We start from the raw sequence: 15,608 nt of genomic DNA, 5'->3' as shown, positions 1-15,608 counted from the left end.
ATTTAAATATACTTATAAAAATTATTAGGGTAATTTAATAAAGATGTAAAAAAAGCTACTAATCTCCACAATATTTCGGAAATTAAGTAGCCTAAAATTCATTTTTTTACCAATATTTATTATTCTATATTCATATATGCTATGTGAGTACGTAAATATTCTTCTAAACCATGTTTACCATCAGCGCCGCCAATCCCTGAATTTTTAACGCCTGCATGGAATCCTTGCATCGCTTCAAAGTTTTCTCTATTAACATATGTTTCTCCAAACTCTAATTTATCAATAGCTTTAAAGACTTTTTTCATATCATTAGAATAAATCGATGAAGTTAAACCAAATCTACTATCATTTGCTAAATCTATTGCTTCATCAAATGTATCAAAACCAACTATTGGTAACACTGGTCCAAATACTTCTTCTTGAATGATATCCATGTTATTACTACAGTTAGAAATAACAGTTGCTGGATAGAAATTACCTTTACCTTCTGGTATCTCTCCTCCACATTCTAATTTACCACCATTTTTTACAGCTTGTAGTACATGGTTGTGAACATTTTCTTGCGCTTTATTATTGATTAATGGCCCCATATCATAATTGCTTTCTAGTGTGTTTCCATAATTCACATTACTCATTTTATCTACTAACTTTTCTATAAATTGATCTTTGATAGAATTTTGTACATAAGCTCTTTCTGCACAGTTACATACTTGTCCTGTATTAATAATTCGTGAATCTATTATATATTGAACAGCTTTATCTAAATCTGCATCTTCAAGTACAATTGCTGGTGCTTTTCCACCTAATTCTAAATTGACTTTTGTTACATTCGAACTTGCCGCTTCCATTACTTTCTTACCTGCGCCTTCACTTCCGGTAATCGAAACAAGTTCAATATTTTTATTTCTAGCTAGTTCATCACCTACTATCTCACCAGAACCATTAACTAAATTAAACACACCTTTAGGTAAATCTACAGTATCTAATATTTCTGTGAATATTAGTGCGTTAATAGGTGTTTCTTCTGATGGTTTCACAACTATTGTATTTCCAGTAACTAAAGCCGGTGCCATTTTTCTAGCAATTAAGAAAAATGGGAAGTTCCAAGGTAAAATTCCTGAAGTAACGCCTAAAGGCTTTTTATAAAGTAAAATATGCTCATTCTTACGATCGCTTTGGATGATTTCTCCTTCGTAACGTCTTGCCCATTCTGCCATATAATCTAAATAATCTGCTGTAAAGAACACTTCTGTACTTGCAAGATCTCTAGTCTTACCGCCTTCTTTAATTATGATTTCTGTAAGTTCTTCACCACGTTCACGAATACCATTAGCTATTTCTTTCAAATACTGAGCTCTTTCAATTGCTGGAGTTTCAGCCCATAATTCTTGAGCATCTTTAGCAACTTGTATTGCTTGTTCAGTATATTCCTTTGTTCCATTATAAGTTTGCGCGATTACTTGCTCAGTTGCCGGGTTTAAAACATCAACTGATTCTAAATCGTTTCTTTCAATAAATTTACCATTTACATAATCTTTAATTTGATACATAACACTAACCCCTCGCTTCATTTAATTTATTGTTTTCAATTGACTCTTTTACATTGTAAGTTGGGCTTTCTCCGTATCTTTCTTCTTCAATTTCTTTTAATGTCTTACCTTGTGTTTTCGGTGTTAATACAATACCAATTACTGCATGTATAACTAAGAAACTAATCATTATAATTCCTGTTACTCTGAATCCTAATGTGGCTAATATCGTTGGTAATACAAATGAATATATTGAAATACCTGTACGTACGATGAAGTACATTAAACCTTGTGCACCAGCTCTATATCGAGTAGGGAATAACTCGCTCGTCCACAACGCATAGAATGCTTGAGCACCTATACCTGCTGCAGATCCCCATAATACAACGAATAAAATAAGTGATATCCAGTTCATAGGTGCAAATGTTAATATAACCCAAGCGACAATCCCCATCGTTGCACCAATTCCAAATAGTAATCTTTGATTTACTTTGTCTCCTAATTTCATAAAGCCAAAATAAGTAGTCACAACTGTTAAGAACCATAATACTGCTTGTAATATATTAGCTTGAGCACTTGATAAGCCTCCAACACTCTCATAAATGAAAGGCATGAAATAGCCCATCGCTCCTGAAGTTAAATTCCAAAAAAGATAAATTCCTATCAATAATAACATCGCTTTTAAGTTAACTGGATTCGTGAACAACTCTTTAATAACAGATGTTTTCTTGATGTCTTGTAATGTTTCTTCTCTTTCTTTTTCTTTCTCAGCTTCCCAAATTTCTGATTCGCTCATCCCTTGTCTTATCCACCATGTAACACCTGCTATGATGAATAGATGCAAGAATATCATTCTAGATCCAAACAAACCAAATGGTGCAGCAATAACAGCTAATAAAAATGTAATAGCTGGTCCTATAGACCAGGCAAGCTGAGCTACACCCACTCTTTTTGCACGTTCTTTTTCAGGTGCTTCTTCAGCAATATAAGTCCATGCAACTGGAACACCAATTCCTACTGCTATCCCTACAATTATTGTTCCTATTAATAACATCGCAAAATTAAACGCTAATATAATAAAGAGCATCCCAAACATATACAGGAGTAAATCATATTTAAATATAAATTTCCTCCCTAATTTATCGGTTAATGGTCCACCTATAAGTGCCCCAATAGCTGCTCCTAAAGCATTTGCGCTTAATGCACTCAGCAAACCTATTTGAACATTATCTATATTTAAATATGCTTGCCATAAAGATAAACTACTTGCTGCAGCAATAATAGAACCCGCTTCAATATAGTTAGCCATTGCTATAGCTATAGTAGCTACTAAACCATTTGTTTCCTTTGATTTAAAGTTCATTTTTCCATCCCCTTTTGTGTTTTTACTTTAGGAAAAATACTTCTTTTAATTCTTTAGATTTAGGGCTGTTATCAGAATTCACACACATAATATCTGACATGTAGTCCCACCACTCCCGACAAATTTTCTGATTAGCAATCTCATCATAAGTCGATTGGTCTTCAAAATTTAATATTGCAAACAATTCTCCATTTTCTTCATTTAAGTAAATATGATAATTGCTGACACCGTGGTTTTTTAACATTTCTTTCATTTCTGGCCAAATATTATCATGTCTTTTTTTATACTCTTCATAGCATCCTTCTTTAACATACATAACAGTAGCGAGTTGCTGCATTTTACTCACCAACCTCTAAATAACCGTGTTTCGGTTCTACATTAAATCCTTTAGCAAGCTTTAATAAATTTTCGTCTGAAATATCTTGTTTTAAACCACCTTGAGATTGTACATAAGTATAAACTTCTGCTGATTTTTCAATAGTTTCAATTAAACCAAATGTTTCATCAAGATCTTGACCTGCGCCAAACACACCGTGAAATGGCCAAATTACACTTCTTTGATTTTTCATTTTCTCAGCAGTTAACTTACCAATTGCTTCTGTACCAGGCACAACCCAAGGTATAATACCAATGCCGTCCGGGAATACAACTAGACATTCAGTACACATTTTCCATAATGTTTTTGTAAATAATTTTTCATCTAACTCATGTGAAAATGTCATAGCTATCGTGTGTGTTGCATGACAATGCATAATAACTCTATGTTCTTTATCAACTTCTAATCTTTGAATATGATTCATTAAATGCGTTGGTAATTCACTTGTTGCCACAGCTCCATTTACAAACCCCCATAAGATTTCATAACTTTTACCATCATCTGCAATTTGAATTAAACCAATTGCATCTTGAGGGTCATTAATAATATTTTTGAAATATTTACCAGTTCCTGTCACTAATAAGTAACGATTCGCTAATTCTTTTACTGTAAAAGGTAATTCAACCTTTCTAACGTTTTCTGAATGATTGTTTAAATAAGGCCTTACTTTATCTTCGTCAAGAATCCATGAAACGTTACCGCCATTACGCTCATCCCAACCTTTTTTGTACATTAATTGAGTTATTTCACAAAATTCTTTTACTGTAGGTGTTTCAATAAAGTTTTCCAATTAGATCCCTCTTCCTTCCAAAACATTTTTTTCATAATCTTTAATCGATTCATACCAATCCAATCCAGGCTCTGCATTATTTCTAATACAAAACTCATTCCAAATAGGACCGAATAAATATGTTTTCATTTCTTCTTGTATAGCTAAGCGTTGAGTATAATCGCCTTTTTCTTCCGCTTCTTTCAGTTGATTTATAGGATCTAACATCGCCATTAATAATGCTTTTTGCATATTTCTAGTACCAATTACCCATGCGGCAACTCTATTGATAGATGCATCAAAGAAGTCCAAACCTACAGTCGTATTTTTAATTAAATCATTGTAGATTAATTCTTTAGCTATTTCATTTAATTCATCATCTAATGTAACAACGTGGTCACTATCCCATCTCACTGGTCTTGAGACGTGTAGACTGAGTCCGTTACTAAATAATGAAAGTGCTGATAATTTATTTGAAACCACTTCAGTTGGATGATAATGTCCTGCATCTAAAAGTATTCGTTTATTTCGTGATAATCCATAACCCATATAGAATTCATGAGAACCTACAACATAACTTTCTGAACCTATACCAAATAATTTACTTTCTAAAGTATCAATATTATATTTTTCATCAATTTCTTCTTTAAATATTTCATCTAAGCTTTCCATTAAGCGTCTACGTGGTGTTAAACGATCTACTGGTGTATCTTTGAATCCATCAGGAACCCATATATTTGTTACAGAAGGTTGTCCCAGTTCTTTTCCAAAATATTCTCCGATTTTTCTTGAACGTTTACAATGTTCAATCCAAAAATCTCTAATTTCTTTATTTGGATGAGCTAAAGTAAATCCGTCATCTGATTTTTCGTGACTAAAACATGTAGGGTTAAAATCTAGTCCTAAATTATTTTCCTTTGCCCAATCAACCCACTTTTTAAAGTGTTTAGGTTCAATTTCATCTAAATCGATTTCTTCGTCTGTTTCTGCATATATACCATGTAAATTAATCTTATGATTTCCTGGGATATGTTTTAACGCTTCCTCTAAGTCACTACGTAATTCTTCTCCATTTCTAGCTTTACCTGGATAGTTACCTGTAACTGATATACCACCCGTTAAATCTTGATTAAATAAAAATCCTTCAACATCGTCACCTTGCCAACAATGTATTGATATTTTAATGTTTTTTATCGCTTCTAAAGCCTTCTCAACGTTAACCCCTAGTGACTCATATTGTTTTTTTGCTAATTCATATGCTTCTTTATGATTTGTATGCATACTGTGTAACCTCCTTGAATTTTTCTATATCTATTTTTAAATCATTATTAAAATTAGTTTTTTCTATTCTTTTGATATGATTAGATTTTCCAATCATTTTTCGAGCTTCCTCAACTGTTTCGAATTCTTGTGTAGCAAGCATTGTTGCAGTTAAATTACCAAACACCGAAGCTTCTTCCGGACCTACAATAACTTCACAATTAGTATATTGTGCTGTTAGTTCATTTAAGTAATCATTGTTCGAACCTCCTCCGACAATATTGATAACTTCAATTTTAGAACCTGTAATATCATTTAAAGCTTCTATCGAGGTTGCATAAATAATTGCTAAATTTAAATAAATTGCTTGAGCAATTTCACCTATAGTTTTAGGAATAGGTTGATTCGTTTCAGAACAGTAAGCCTGTATTTCTTCGACCATATTGTCCGGATTCACAAATCGCTCATCATTAAAATCTATAAAGACTTTAAAACCTTTATTTTTCTTTGCTTCTTCAACCATTTCTGGGAAAGTATAATTTTCAAACCAATCTTTACGGACTCTTTGTATGATCCACATTCCAATGATATTTTTTAGAAATCTATACGTACCTTGATAACCTCTTTCATTTGAATAACCATGACTTAATGCTGTTTCAGAGATTATTGGTTTATCCAATTCTTGACCAATTAATGACCAAGTTCCACTTGATAAAAACGCCCAACCTTTCTGACTATCTCCAACAGATCCTAGTACTGCTGAGGCCGTGTCATGTGAAACAGTTGCATAAACATGAGTAACAGGTAAATTATATTTTTCTCTTAAGTCTTCTTTCACATCACCTAAATATGTACCAGGCTCTATAACCTCTGGGAAAATCTCAGCATCAACATCAACTACTTCTAATAATTGTTTATCTAATGTGTTTGTATTTACATCTAATAATTGAGTAGTGCTTAAATTCGTAACTTCACTTCTTGCTTCACCTGTTAATAAATAATTTATATAATCTGGGATTAATAAAACTTTTGCTGCTTGTTTTTTTAACTCTGTGCATTCTTCATAAAATTGATAAAGTGTATTAAATTTCAAAAATTGAATACCAGTTTTTTCATAGATTTTTTCTTTAGATATAATATCGAAAACTTTTTCCATTGTATGATCCGTTCTCGAATCTCTATATGACACCGCTTCATGCAAGCGCTTACCTTTGTCATTTAAAAAAATATAGTCTACACCCCATGTATCTATACTTAAGTAACAAGATTCTACTCCTAATTCTTTTGCTTTTTGCAAAGAAATCAACACTTCTTCAAATAAATAATCAACATCCCACACTTCTTGGTTATTTTTAGTTGTAAAACCATTTGCAAATCTGTTTATTTCTTTAGTATGAATGACATCATCAACATGAGATAATATTGCTCTCCCACTAGACGCTCCAATATCCACAGCAATATATTTTTTCATAATTTCACCTCTTGGTATGTATTATAAATATAAAAACCACATAATTCAACAAATAAATGTATTTTTTATTGTTTTATGTTGTTTTTATAGTGGTAAAGTATGATATTACGATATTTTTTATGATATAATTATCACAAAACAAAGTTAGGAGAAATTGATTATGAAGCCTTTGGAACGGAGAAGAAATTTACTTAATGAATTGTATTTTAATAATATCGTCTATGTTAGCAAATTAGCTAATGAATTTAACGTATCTGAAGAAACGATAAGACGAGATTTAGAAAAACTAGAAAAAGAAGGCATAGTAGAACGTAACTACGGTGGCGCTAAGTTACTTAAATCAGAAGATCTACCATATTCAGTTAGACATACTCGTAATAAAGACAGTAAAATTAATATTGCCAAAATAATTAATCAATTTATCGATGATGATACAAGTCTTTTTGCTGATTCTAGTTCAACAGTTAACGAAACACTAAAACGATTCGCAATTTCTGATAAAAAAATACATATTATCACAAACGCTGTGAATGCTTTATATGAAGTAAACCAATCATCACTAGAAGTAAGTTCAACAGGTGGTAAATTATTGAAATATTCGTCTGCCCTTGTTGGCCCTCAAACCATCGAATCTATTAATAAATTTAATCCAGACTATGCGATACTTAGCTGTAAAGCTTTAAACAAGCAGGGTTCTATTACTGATTCAAACGAAGACGAATCACATATAAAAAGTTTAATGATAGAAAAAGCAAACAAAGTTATACTCGCAGTAGATTCATCTAAGATAGATAAAACTAGTTTTATAACTTTTGGTCATATAACAGATATTGATTATATTGTATCGGATATAGAATTTGATAACGAATGGAAAGATTTATTCGAAAAGTATTCTATAGAAATATTAAATTAAAGTATATATTATTTAAGCAATTGCCTTAACAATATTCATTTCAATCATTTTAATTCTATCTTCTAACTGAATAAACCACATTACACGGAAAAACCTCCATCGCTATTCATTTATTTATGAATAGCGATGGAGGTTTTTATTTATATATTAAAACTTTGAATCCCACAATAAACAACAAAAATTATAATTTTACATTGTTTATTGTGGTTTTTGATGTTATGATTTTAACATAAATCGAAGAAAGCGCTTACTAAAGGAGGTGCACTCTACAAATTTTACAATGACAAAATAAGAGCGCATTTATTATTGAATAATAAATATATTAGGAACCATGCTAACAATTCAAAACAGAATTTTTGTTTTATTGTAAAAATTAAACTTTAACAAAGGAGTATTACATCGATGGAGGAAAAAATATCTGTAGTTTTAGTAGGGATTAACGGTTATGGAAGTTTGTATTTAAGGGAACTCTTATCTAATCAAGATGCAAGAATACAGTTAAATGGTGTAGTAGATATCAATCCTGAATTCTCTGATTACTATGACGAATTAATTGGCAGACAAATTCCAATTTATCAATCTATAGAATCGTTCTACAAAGAAAAACAAGCTGATTTAGCAATTATATCTACTCCAATACATTTGCATAAAGAACAAGCATGTTTCTGTATGAATTATGGCAGTCACGTTCTTTGTGAAAAACCTATGACTGCAAATCCTAAGGATGTTCAAGTCATGAAAGACACAAGGGATAAAACAGGGAAATTTTTAGCTATAGGGTTTAACTGGTCCTTCATCCCTTCTATTTTAGAGCTAAAAAAAGACATTATAAAAGGAATATTCGGGAAACCAATTCGATTTAAAAGCATGGTGCAATGGCCAAGAAACGAATCATACTACAATCGTTCGCCATGGGCTGGTAAAAAATACAGTACTGATGGATCAATGATATTTGATAGTGTAGCAAACAATGCAACAGCACATTTTCTACATAATTTATTATATTTAAATGGCGACAATGTAGATACAAGTTCAAAAATTGATACTCTTGAGGCTGAACTTTATCGAGTAAATAATATTGAGACATTTGATACCTGTGTTACATATATAAAAACTATAAATAATGTAGATATATATTTTTACGCTTCCCACGCTACAAAAGAAAATAAAGAACCTTGTTTTCAACTAGAATTTGAAAACGCAACAATAACATATGAATCAGATGGAGATTTTAATGACATAGTAGCAGCTTGGAATGATGGGACAAGTAAGATTTATAAAGGGCCAGAAAATCAAAATCATCTAACAAAATTATCAATAAGTCTAGATGCTATTAGTAATAAAAATTATCAAATACCTTGTGGCATTGAAGCTTCAATACCACACGTACTATCCATTCAAGCTATGCATGAATCAGTACCTCTTGTTAAAGAATTTCCACAAACTATAGTTCGTTATGATGATTTTGAAAAACAATTTTGGATACAAGATTTATCTAAAATTTTGAATTATTGTTATACAAATTGTTTTTTACCTAGTGAGACAGACACTAACTGGGCTTTAAGAGGAAAAAAAATAAACGTAAGTCAGCTATCAAAAAATATTTTCCACAGTCAACCTGATTCTTAACCTATTTTCACGCCAATAATTGTAAGCGATTTCTTTAATATATTAGGAGGATCAAAATGAAAAAAATACCTTTAATTTTAATAGCTGCAGTATTTTTATTATTAATTTCCGGGTGCAATAATCAGAAATCTACAGCATCTAATAATGATAATGTGAAATCTGCAGATTCTAATAAAGATAAACAAGTAACATTGAAGTTTGGATATGCTAGTAATAGTCAGCCTGTTATAGATGCTATGAATAAATTCGGAGACTTAGTTTCTGAAAAAACTGATGGTGAAGTTAAGGTTGAATATTATCCAGATGGACAATTAGGAGGAGAAAGAGAACTTATCGAATTAACACAAGCTGGAGCAATTGATGTCACAAAAGTTAGTGGTTCTACTTTGGAAGGCTTCTCCGATATTTATTCTATATTTAGTGTTCCTTATTTATTTGAAGACGAAGATCACTATTATAAAACTTTGGAAAATAAGCAAGTAATGAATCCAATTTATAAATCAACAGAAGACCAAGGAATTATTGGTTTAACATATTACACTTCTGGTGCTAGAAACTTTTACATGACAGATGGACCTGTCGAGAAACCTGATGATTTAAAAGGAAAAAACATTCGAGTAATGAACAGCGAAAGTCAGATGAAAATGGTGCAAGCATTAGGCGGATCTCCAACACCAATAGGAAGTGATGAAGTTTATTCTTCATTGCAACAAGGTATTATTGATGGGTCTGAAAATAATGAATTTGCTTTAGCAACAGCTGGACATGGGGAAATTACAAAATTTTATTCGTACGACGAGCATACTAGAATACCTGATATGGTCATGATTAATAAAGAGACTTTAGATAAATTATCAGATAAACATACAAAAGCTATATATGAAGCAGCTGATGAATCAAAAGACTTCCAGAAAAAAATCTGGGAAAAATATTTAGATAAAGAGAAAAAAGAAGCGACTGACAAATATAATGTGAAGTTTAATGAAGTAGATAAAGAACCCTTTAGAAAAGCTGTTCAACCAATCCATGATGAATTTAAAAACGACAAACAATTTGGCAATCTATATAAAAAAATACAATCTTTGAGTAAAGAATAATTAAGGAGGTTAGCAATGAAACTTTTAAAAAAAGCTGTTGATAGATTTTTAGAATTAGTAGTTTCACTTTTGTTTTTAGTAATGGTAGGAGTTACCACATGGCAAGTCATAACCCGTTATATATTGCATAACCCTTCTAGCATAACTGAAGAGTTTGTGAAATTTAGCTTAATTTGGTTATCACTGTTATCTGCAGCATATGTTGTAGGAAAAAATGGTCATATATCTATAACATTATTAAGTAGTAGACTAGTAGAAAACAAAAGAATAATAGTAGACATTTTAATTCAAATTAGCTTTTTAGCATTCGGATCAATTGTAATGATGTATGGTGGTATAAAAACTGTTTTAATGACAGTTGATCAAATATCTCCTGCGCTACATTTATCTATGGGATTAATTTATCTCTCATTACCTATCTCAGGTGGATTATTCATATTTTACAGTATTCTAAACATTTTAGATTTAATAGAATCCAAAAAAACAACTTCTGAGTCATAAAATAATTTTAAATAAAAAGCGGGTGAAAATATGATTTTAAAAGCAAGCCTTATATTAATTTTATTGTTTATATTTTTATTAGCAGTTGGTATCCCAATTGCGATTAGTATAGCAATTGCATCTTTAGTCACAATTTTATTTGTCTTACCATTTGATGTCGCCACCTTTACTTCGGCGCAAGGTATGGTAACGAGTCTTGATAGTTTCTCTCTCGTAGCAATACCATTCTTCATCTTATCGGGAATGATTATGAAGAGAGGCGGGATAGCAACTAAATTAATAGAATTCGCAAAGTTATTAGGAGGAAGAATTCCTGGATCTTTAGCACATACTAATATTATTGGTAACTCTTTGTTTGGAGCAATTTCTAGTTCGGCAATTGCTGCTTCTACAGCAATTGGGGGTATTATGGTTCCGATGCAGCAAAAAGAAGGATATGATAAACGGTTTGCTGCAGCAGTTAACGTTGCTTCTGCCCCTATAGGGATGGTTGTCCCTCCTAGTACTGGCTTTATTATGTTCTCTTTAGTGAGTGGTGGAACATCTATAGCTGCATTGTTTATTTCTGGAGCTGTTGTTGGTGTACTATGGGCATTAACTATTATGATAGTTACATATATTATTGCTAAAAAGAATAATTTCCCTATCCCTGCTAAAAAAGAAAATAAAAATGTTAAGAAAATTGTTTTTGATGCAATACCAAGCATACTGTTAATTGTTATTGTCATCGGCGGTATTTTGACAGGATTATTCACGGCAATCGAAGCATCAGCAATTTGTGTAGTATATTCTTTATTTTTATCATTAATTTATCATAGAACATTAAAATTAAAAGAATTACCACAGATAATGATAGAAGCAGTCGAAATGACTGGTGTTATTATGTTCTTAATAGCCGCTTCTTCTGCTATGTCATTTACAATGTCATTTATAAAAATTCCTGATGCTTTAAGTAGTTTTGTACTAAGCATTTCTGATAATCCTATTATTATCTTATTAATTATTAATATTATCCTTTTATTGATTGGTACAGTTATGGATATATCTCCTGCTATATTAATATTTACACCTATATTTTTACCAATCGTAACAGAATTAGGAGTAGATCCTATACATTACGGGATGTTCTTAATATTAAACTTGTGCATAGGTACAATTACACCACCTGTGGGAACTGGTTTGTTTGTAGGTGCCAGTGTTGGTAATGTTAAAATAGAACATTTAATCAAACCTTTAATACCATTTTATATAGCTATATTTATATTATTAATGATAATTACCTTTGTGCCTCAAATTAGCTTGTTTTTACCTAGATTATTAGGTTTATAAAAATATAAATATCTCAAAAGTTTAACCCTCCTTTATATTTAATAAAGGAGGGTTAAAAATTACTTTAACTTGTGATTGAAATAGCTTCTTTTTGTGCTATTAGACAAAGTTCAGCAGCTGTGAAAATATGTTCTTGTGTCATCGCATTTTCTGTACGATTTAAACAATCCAAGATTAAATCTCCAAAAAATGGATATCCTACTTTATTTTCTAGTTCATAATATTTTTCTCCACTACTGTTAACTAAAAACAAATGGTCTCCAGTACTTGTTCTTGTTACATCAACAAATTTACGAACCTCAATAGTCCCTTTGGTTCCTGTAATAAATAGACGACCATCTCCCCAATTGCTCAAACCATCTGGCGTAAACCAGTCAACTTTAAAATAAAAAGTTGCGCCATTATCACCAACTAATGTAGCATCCCCGTAATCTTCAAATTCTGGGTGATCAGGGTTATTATAATTCCCTACTTTGCTATGTAATACTTTCGCATTTTCATTTCCAGTATAATATAAAAACTGTTCTATTTGATGGCTTCCAATATCACATAAAATACCACCATAACTTTCTTTTTCAAAAAACCATTCTGGACGAGTAGCTTTATTTAAACGATGAGGGCCAAAACCAGTAACTTGAATAACTTTTCCAATTGCACCCTCTTTTATCAACTCACCAGCATAAATAGCGCTTTCTACATGCAAACGTTCACTAAAATAAACCATATATTTACGTTTAGTTTCTTTCACAACTTTTCTTGTTTCTTCTAACTGTTCTAAAGTTGTAAAGGGCGTTTTATCTGTAAAATAATCTTTTCCAGATCGCATTACTTGCTCACCTAGTTTACTACGATTAGAAGGAATATCTGCTGCTGCAACAAGTTTGATACCTTCATCGTTCAATATTTCATCAAGTGAATTTGCTATACTTACATTAGGGAACTTAGAAACAAATTTTTTTACTTTTTCTGAGTCTGGATCATATACCCATTTTAATGATGCACCTGCTTCTATTAATCCTTCACACATCCCATATATATGGCCATGATTAAGGCCCACCGCAGCAAACGGAAATTCATCATGTTTTACAACTGTTTCATTTTTTTCTTTATAATTTGGTATATTTCCCAAATATATCCACCCCTTTATACACAACAGTGTACTAATTCATGTTCACTCTAACATAAAAAAGCATGGCTTTGCTATCGTAAACACGTTGTATATACTATAACTTAAATAGTATATTTAATACTAATGTAATATTATACATATTAATATAGAATTATTTTTATTGATATACTCACTAATTGGTTCCAAAGGATTTAATAAAACAGGAATTTCTAATAAAAAACTGACAATTCAGGAAGGGAAAATTTATATGGACATCAAAATGCATGGGATTCGATTACAAAAAAATCAACAACGTAATGAAGATATTAAAAAAAGCCACTTCCATAAAGTGTTCCAAATTCTTTATGTTTTGGAAGGAAGCGGTGAAATTATTTTCGGTCAACAGAAGAACAAACTATATACAGGTTGTTTAGCCTTTATTAAACCATTTAGTTATCATGCTGTTGAATCAAAAGATAAAATGACCGTATTAGTCTTAGAGTTTGATTCCAACCATTTAGACAAAGATATTAAATTATTGTTGGAACAAGAAGGTTTAAATCGTACAAAACTTGAGTCTCTAAGTCTTTTTGAAAGTGCAAATGTAAAACAATTATTAAGAAGAATATTATATGAACAAAAACAAGGAAATGTAATTAATATAATTGCTATGAAAATTTATTTGGCAGAATTATTATTAATAATTCTAAAAAAAGAAGAAACTAATACAGTAAACTCTAATTCACTTCGAGCAGAAACCATTAAAGAATATATAGACACGAATTATTTCGAAGATATAAATAATAATGTCATTTCTAAAAAGATAGGCATTACTGCCAGATATGCTTATACAATCTTTAAAAAACAATACGGTATAACACCATTAAAATATTTGAATACAGTTAGATTAGAAGCTGCTAAATTATTATTGAATGAAACAAATAAAGATATTACTGCAATTTGTTTTGAAGTAGGATTTGATTCAATTTCTACATTCTATCGGCTCTTTACAGAACACACGTCTATTCCACCACATAAATACCGTTTAAAATAAAAATATAAACAGTTCCGAATTTGAGAATTTCTTTCTTCTGATAGTAAGACAACATATTAAAATTAGTATAAGGTTAGTATTGAAGTGTTTTAAATACTATCAGAAAGAAGTGTCATATCCATGTCTATAAAAACAATGAAAAGTTATGGATTATTTTTACTTAGTATTTTTATTATGGGATCCGGGATATCATTAGTTACTTTAGCCCATCTTGGTACCACGCCAATAACAGCACCACCATATGTACTTAGTTTATCTATCCCAATAAGTTTTGGTGTTTTAACAATGTTTGCTAATATTATCTTTGTCTTAATAGAAATAATTGTTTTAAGAAAAGACTTTCCAAAAGAACAATATTTACAATTGATTGTAGGACCACTTTTAGGTTTATCTATTGATTTTTGGTCCCTTATAATTACACATATTCCAACTTCATTTTACCTCATTCAATTATTAATGGTTGTTGTTGGTTGCATTATAATAGCTTATAGTACAACTTTACAGTTAAAAGCCAATGTTGTTAATAACCCAGCGGAAGGGTTAGTAAAAGCTTTTGTAATCAAAACATCAAAAAGTTTTGGAACAATCAAATTATACTTTGATATTAGTTTAGTAATTATCGCTATTGTTATCTCACTAGTATCATTCGGTTCAATTACAGGAGTTCGTGAAGGTACTATTATTTCTGCGCTAATCATTGGACCAATAATTAAAGTTTTACAAACAATGAATGTGAAAAAAAAAGATATATTGCATAACTCTCTTTTTTAGTTGTTTATAAAAGTTTAACCACTTTAACCTTCTCATTTACCGATTACCAAATATCCCTCTAGGGTAAACTGATATATAAGGAGAAGGTGATTGGATGATAACACGTGAAGAAATTTTTGATTTTGTTAAGGATAAATATAATATAAAGCCAGATTACCCTTGGGAAAAATATTCTAATTATGCTGCTTTGAGACATAAAGATAATAAAAAATGGTTCGGGCTAGTTATGGATATTACTTCTGATAAAATCGGTTTAAATACTATTGAACATATTGATGTTATTAATCTTAAAGTTAGAAAAGAGTTTATAGGCCCTTTAAGAAAAAAAGAAGGATTTTATCGTGCTTATCACATGGATAAATCTAATTGGATTACGATTAATTTGAAAGAGATAAATACAATTAATGACATTAAAGATTTAATTGCCGAGAGTTATGA

At 30.8% G+C, this 15,608-nt stretch carries 15 protein-coding genes; 8 read left to right on the top strand and 7 right to left on the bottom strand.

Annotated features, from left to right (window positions below):
• Window positions 1-119: 119 nt before the first annotated feature.
• Genes aldA through rhaB form a run of 6 tightly spaced genes read right to left on the bottom strand, consistent with a single transcriptional unit; the run spans window position 120 to window position 6,768 of the window.
• On the bottom strand, window positions 120-1,550 hold the full coding sequence (gene aldA, locus LQ598_RS13270) for an aldehyde dehydrogenase (RefSeq protein WP_107634137.1): 1,431 nt from the start codon (window positions 1,548-1,550) through the stop codon (window positions 120-122).
• Window positions 1,551-1,554: 4 nt separating this feature from the next.
• Entirely contained in the window at window positions 1,555-2,892 is a 1,338-nt protein-coding gene (locus LQ598_RS13265; protein ID WP_239745676.1) for an MFS transporter, read from the bottom strand.
• A gap of 22 nt (window positions 2,893-2,914) precedes the next feature.
• Window positions 2,915-3,229 (bottom strand): L-rhamnose mutarotase, encoded by a 315-nt coding sequence (gene rhaM / locus LQ598_RS13260; RefSeq protein WP_016999018.1) that lies wholly within the window; start codon window positions 3,227-3,229, stop codon window positions 2,915-2,917.
• Between the two features lies 1 nt (window position 3,230).
• Complete coding sequence (gene rhaD / locus LQ598_RS13255; RefSeq protein WP_016999019.1) at window positions 3,231-4,058, bottom strand: rhamnulose-1-phosphate aldolase; 828 nt, start codon at window positions 4,056-4,058, stop codon at window positions 3,231-3,233.
• Window positions 4,059-5,318, bottom strand: coding sequence for an L-rhamnose isomerase (gene rhaA / locus LQ598_RS13250; RefSeq protein WP_107593074.1), 1,260 nt, complete (start codon window positions 5,316-5,318; stop codon window positions 4,059-4,061).
• Window positions 5,302-6,768, bottom strand: coding sequence for a rhamnulokinase (gene rhaB / locus LQ598_RS13245; protein ID WP_016999021.1), 1,467 nt, complete (start codon window positions 6,766-6,768; stop codon window positions 5,302-5,304). The genes rhaA and rhaB overlap by 17 nt, the downstream gene beginning before the upstream one ends.
• 160 nt (window positions 6,769-6,928) lie before the next feature.
• On the opposite strand from rhaB, the gene LQ598_RS13240 reads away from it, so the two are divergent.
• From LQ598_RS13240 to LQ598_RS13220, 5 genes are all read left to right on the top strand, one after another.
• Window positions 6,929-7,681, top strand: a complete 753-nt coding sequence (locus LQ598_RS13240) for a DeoR/GlpR family DNA-binding transcription regulator (protein WP_016999022.1) — start codon at window positions 6,929-6,931, stop codon at window positions 7,679-7,681.
• 402 nt (window positions 7,682-8,083) lie between these two features.
• Window positions 8,084-9,310, top strand: coding sequence for a Gfo/Idh/MocA family protein (locus LQ598_RS13235; protein WP_107593073.1), 1,227 nt, complete (start codon window positions 8,084-8,086; stop codon window positions 9,308-9,310).
• 56 nt (window positions 9,311-9,366) lie between these two features.
• Window positions 9,367-10,407 carry a TRAP transporter substrate-binding protein gene (locus LQ598_RS13230; protein WP_017000011.1) on the top strand — a complete coding sequence of 347 codons (1,041 nt, stop codon included), beginning with the start codon at window positions 9,367-9,369 and terminating at the stop codon, window positions 10,405-10,407.
• 15 nt (window positions 10,408-10,422) lie between these two features.
• Window positions 10,423-10,908 carry a TRAP transporter small permease gene (locus LQ598_RS13225; protein ID WP_017000010.1) on the top strand — a complete coding sequence of 162 codons (486 nt, stop codon included), beginning with the start codon at window positions 10,423-10,425 and terminating at the stop codon, window positions 10,906-10,908.
• 30 nt (window positions 10,909-10,938) lie between these two features.
• Complete coding sequence (locus LQ598_RS13220) at window positions 10,939-12,237, top strand: TRAP transporter large permease (protein WP_107365999.1); 1,299 nt, start codon at window positions 10,939-10,941, stop codon at window positions 12,235-12,237.
• A gap of 64 nt (window positions 12,238-12,301) precedes the next feature.
• Here LQ598_RS13220 and LQ598_RS13215 read toward each other — a convergent pair whose 3' ends face one another.
• Window positions 12,302-13,366 (bottom strand): Gfo/Idh/MocA family protein, encoded by a 1,065-nt coding sequence (locus LQ598_RS13215; protein WP_239745675.1) that lies wholly within the window; start codon window positions 13,364-13,366, stop codon window positions 12,302-12,304.
• Between the two features lie 247 nt (window positions 13,367-13,613).
• On the opposite strand from LQ598_RS13215, the gene LQ598_RS13210 reads away from it, so the two are divergent.
• The 3 genes from LQ598_RS13210 to LQ598_RS13200 form a co-directional block, all read left to right on the top strand.
• Complete coding sequence (locus LQ598_RS13210) at window positions 13,614-14,399, top strand: AraC family transcriptional regulator (RefSeq protein ID WP_107593072.1); 786 nt, start codon at window positions 13,614-13,616, stop codon at window positions 14,397-14,399.
• A gap of 120 nt (window positions 14,400-14,519) precedes the next feature.
• The gene (locus LQ598_RS13205; RefSeq protein WP_107593071.1) at window positions 14,520-15,170 is read left to right on the top strand and encodes a YczE/YyaS/YitT family protein; all 651 of its coding nucleotides are present in this window, start codon (window positions 14,520-14,522) and stop codon (window positions 15,168-15,170) included.
• Between the two features lie 94 nt (window positions 15,171-15,264).
• Window positions 15,265-15,608 (top strand): MmcQ/YjbR family DNA-binding protein (locus LQ598_RS13200; RefSeq protein ID WP_239745674.1); only part of this gene is annotated, 344 nt, incomplete at its 3' end.

Source organism: Mammaliicoccus sp. F-M27 (assembly GCF_022387115.1).
GTDB classification, from domain to species: Bacteria; Bacillota; Bacilli; order Staphylococcales; family Staphylococcaceae; genus Mammaliicoccus; species Mammaliicoccus vitulinus.
Note: the sequence above shows the minus strand (reverse complement) of the source record. Positions and strands in the feature narration are given on the sequence as shown.

What these genes read in the sequence shown, in the direction of transcription:
- LQ598_RS13210 (WP_107593072.1), top strand. Translation starts at nt 13,614, where the DNA reads ATGGACATCAAAATGCATGGGATTCGATTACAAAAAAATCAACAACGT.
- LQ598_RS13230 (WP_017000011.1), top strand. Translation starts at nt 9,367, where the DNA reads ATGAAAAAAATACCTTTAATTTTAATAGCTGCAGTATTTTTATTATTA.
- LQ598_RS13235 (WP_107593073.1), top strand. Translation starts at nt 8,084, where the DNA reads ATGGAGGAAAAAATATCTGTAGTTTTAGTAGGGATTAACGGTTATGGA.
- LQ598_RS13205 (WP_107593071.1), top strand. Translation starts at nt 14,520, where the DNA reads ATGTCTATAAAAACAATGAAAAGTTATGGATTATTTTTACTTAGTATT.
- rhaA (WP_107593074.1), bottom strand. Translation starts at nt 5,318, where the DNA reads ATGCATACAAATCATAAAGAAGCATATGAATTAGCAAAAAAACAATAT.
- LQ598_RS13240 (WP_016999022.1), top strand. Translation starts at nt 6,929, where the DNA reads ATGAAGCCTTTGGAACGGAGAAGAAATTTACTTAATGAATTGTATTTT.
- rhaM (WP_016999018.1), bottom strand. Translation starts at nt 3,229, where the DNA reads ATGCAGCAACTCGCTACTGTTATGTATGTTAAAGAAGGATGCTATGAA.
- rhaB (WP_016999021.1), bottom strand. Translation starts at nt 6,768, where the DNA reads ATGAAAAAATATATTGCTGTGGATATTGGAGCGTCTAGTGGGAGAGCA.
- LQ598_RS13225 (WP_017000010.1), top strand. Translation starts at nt 10,423, where the DNA reads ATGAAACTTTTAAAAAAAGCTGTTGATAGATTTTTAGAATTAGTAGTT.
- aldA (WP_107634137.1), bottom strand. Translation starts at nt 1,550, where the DNA reads ATGTATCAAATTAAAGATTATGTAAATGGTAAATTTATTGAAAGAAAC.
- LQ598_RS13265 (WP_239745676.1), bottom strand. Translation starts at nt 2,892, where the DNA reads ATGAACTTTAAATCAAAGGAAACAAATGGTTTAGTAGCTACTATAGCT.
- LQ598_RS13220 (WP_107365999.1), top strand. Translation starts at nt 10,939, where the DNA reads ATGATTTTAAAAGCAAGCCTTATATTAATTTTATTGTTTATATTTTTA.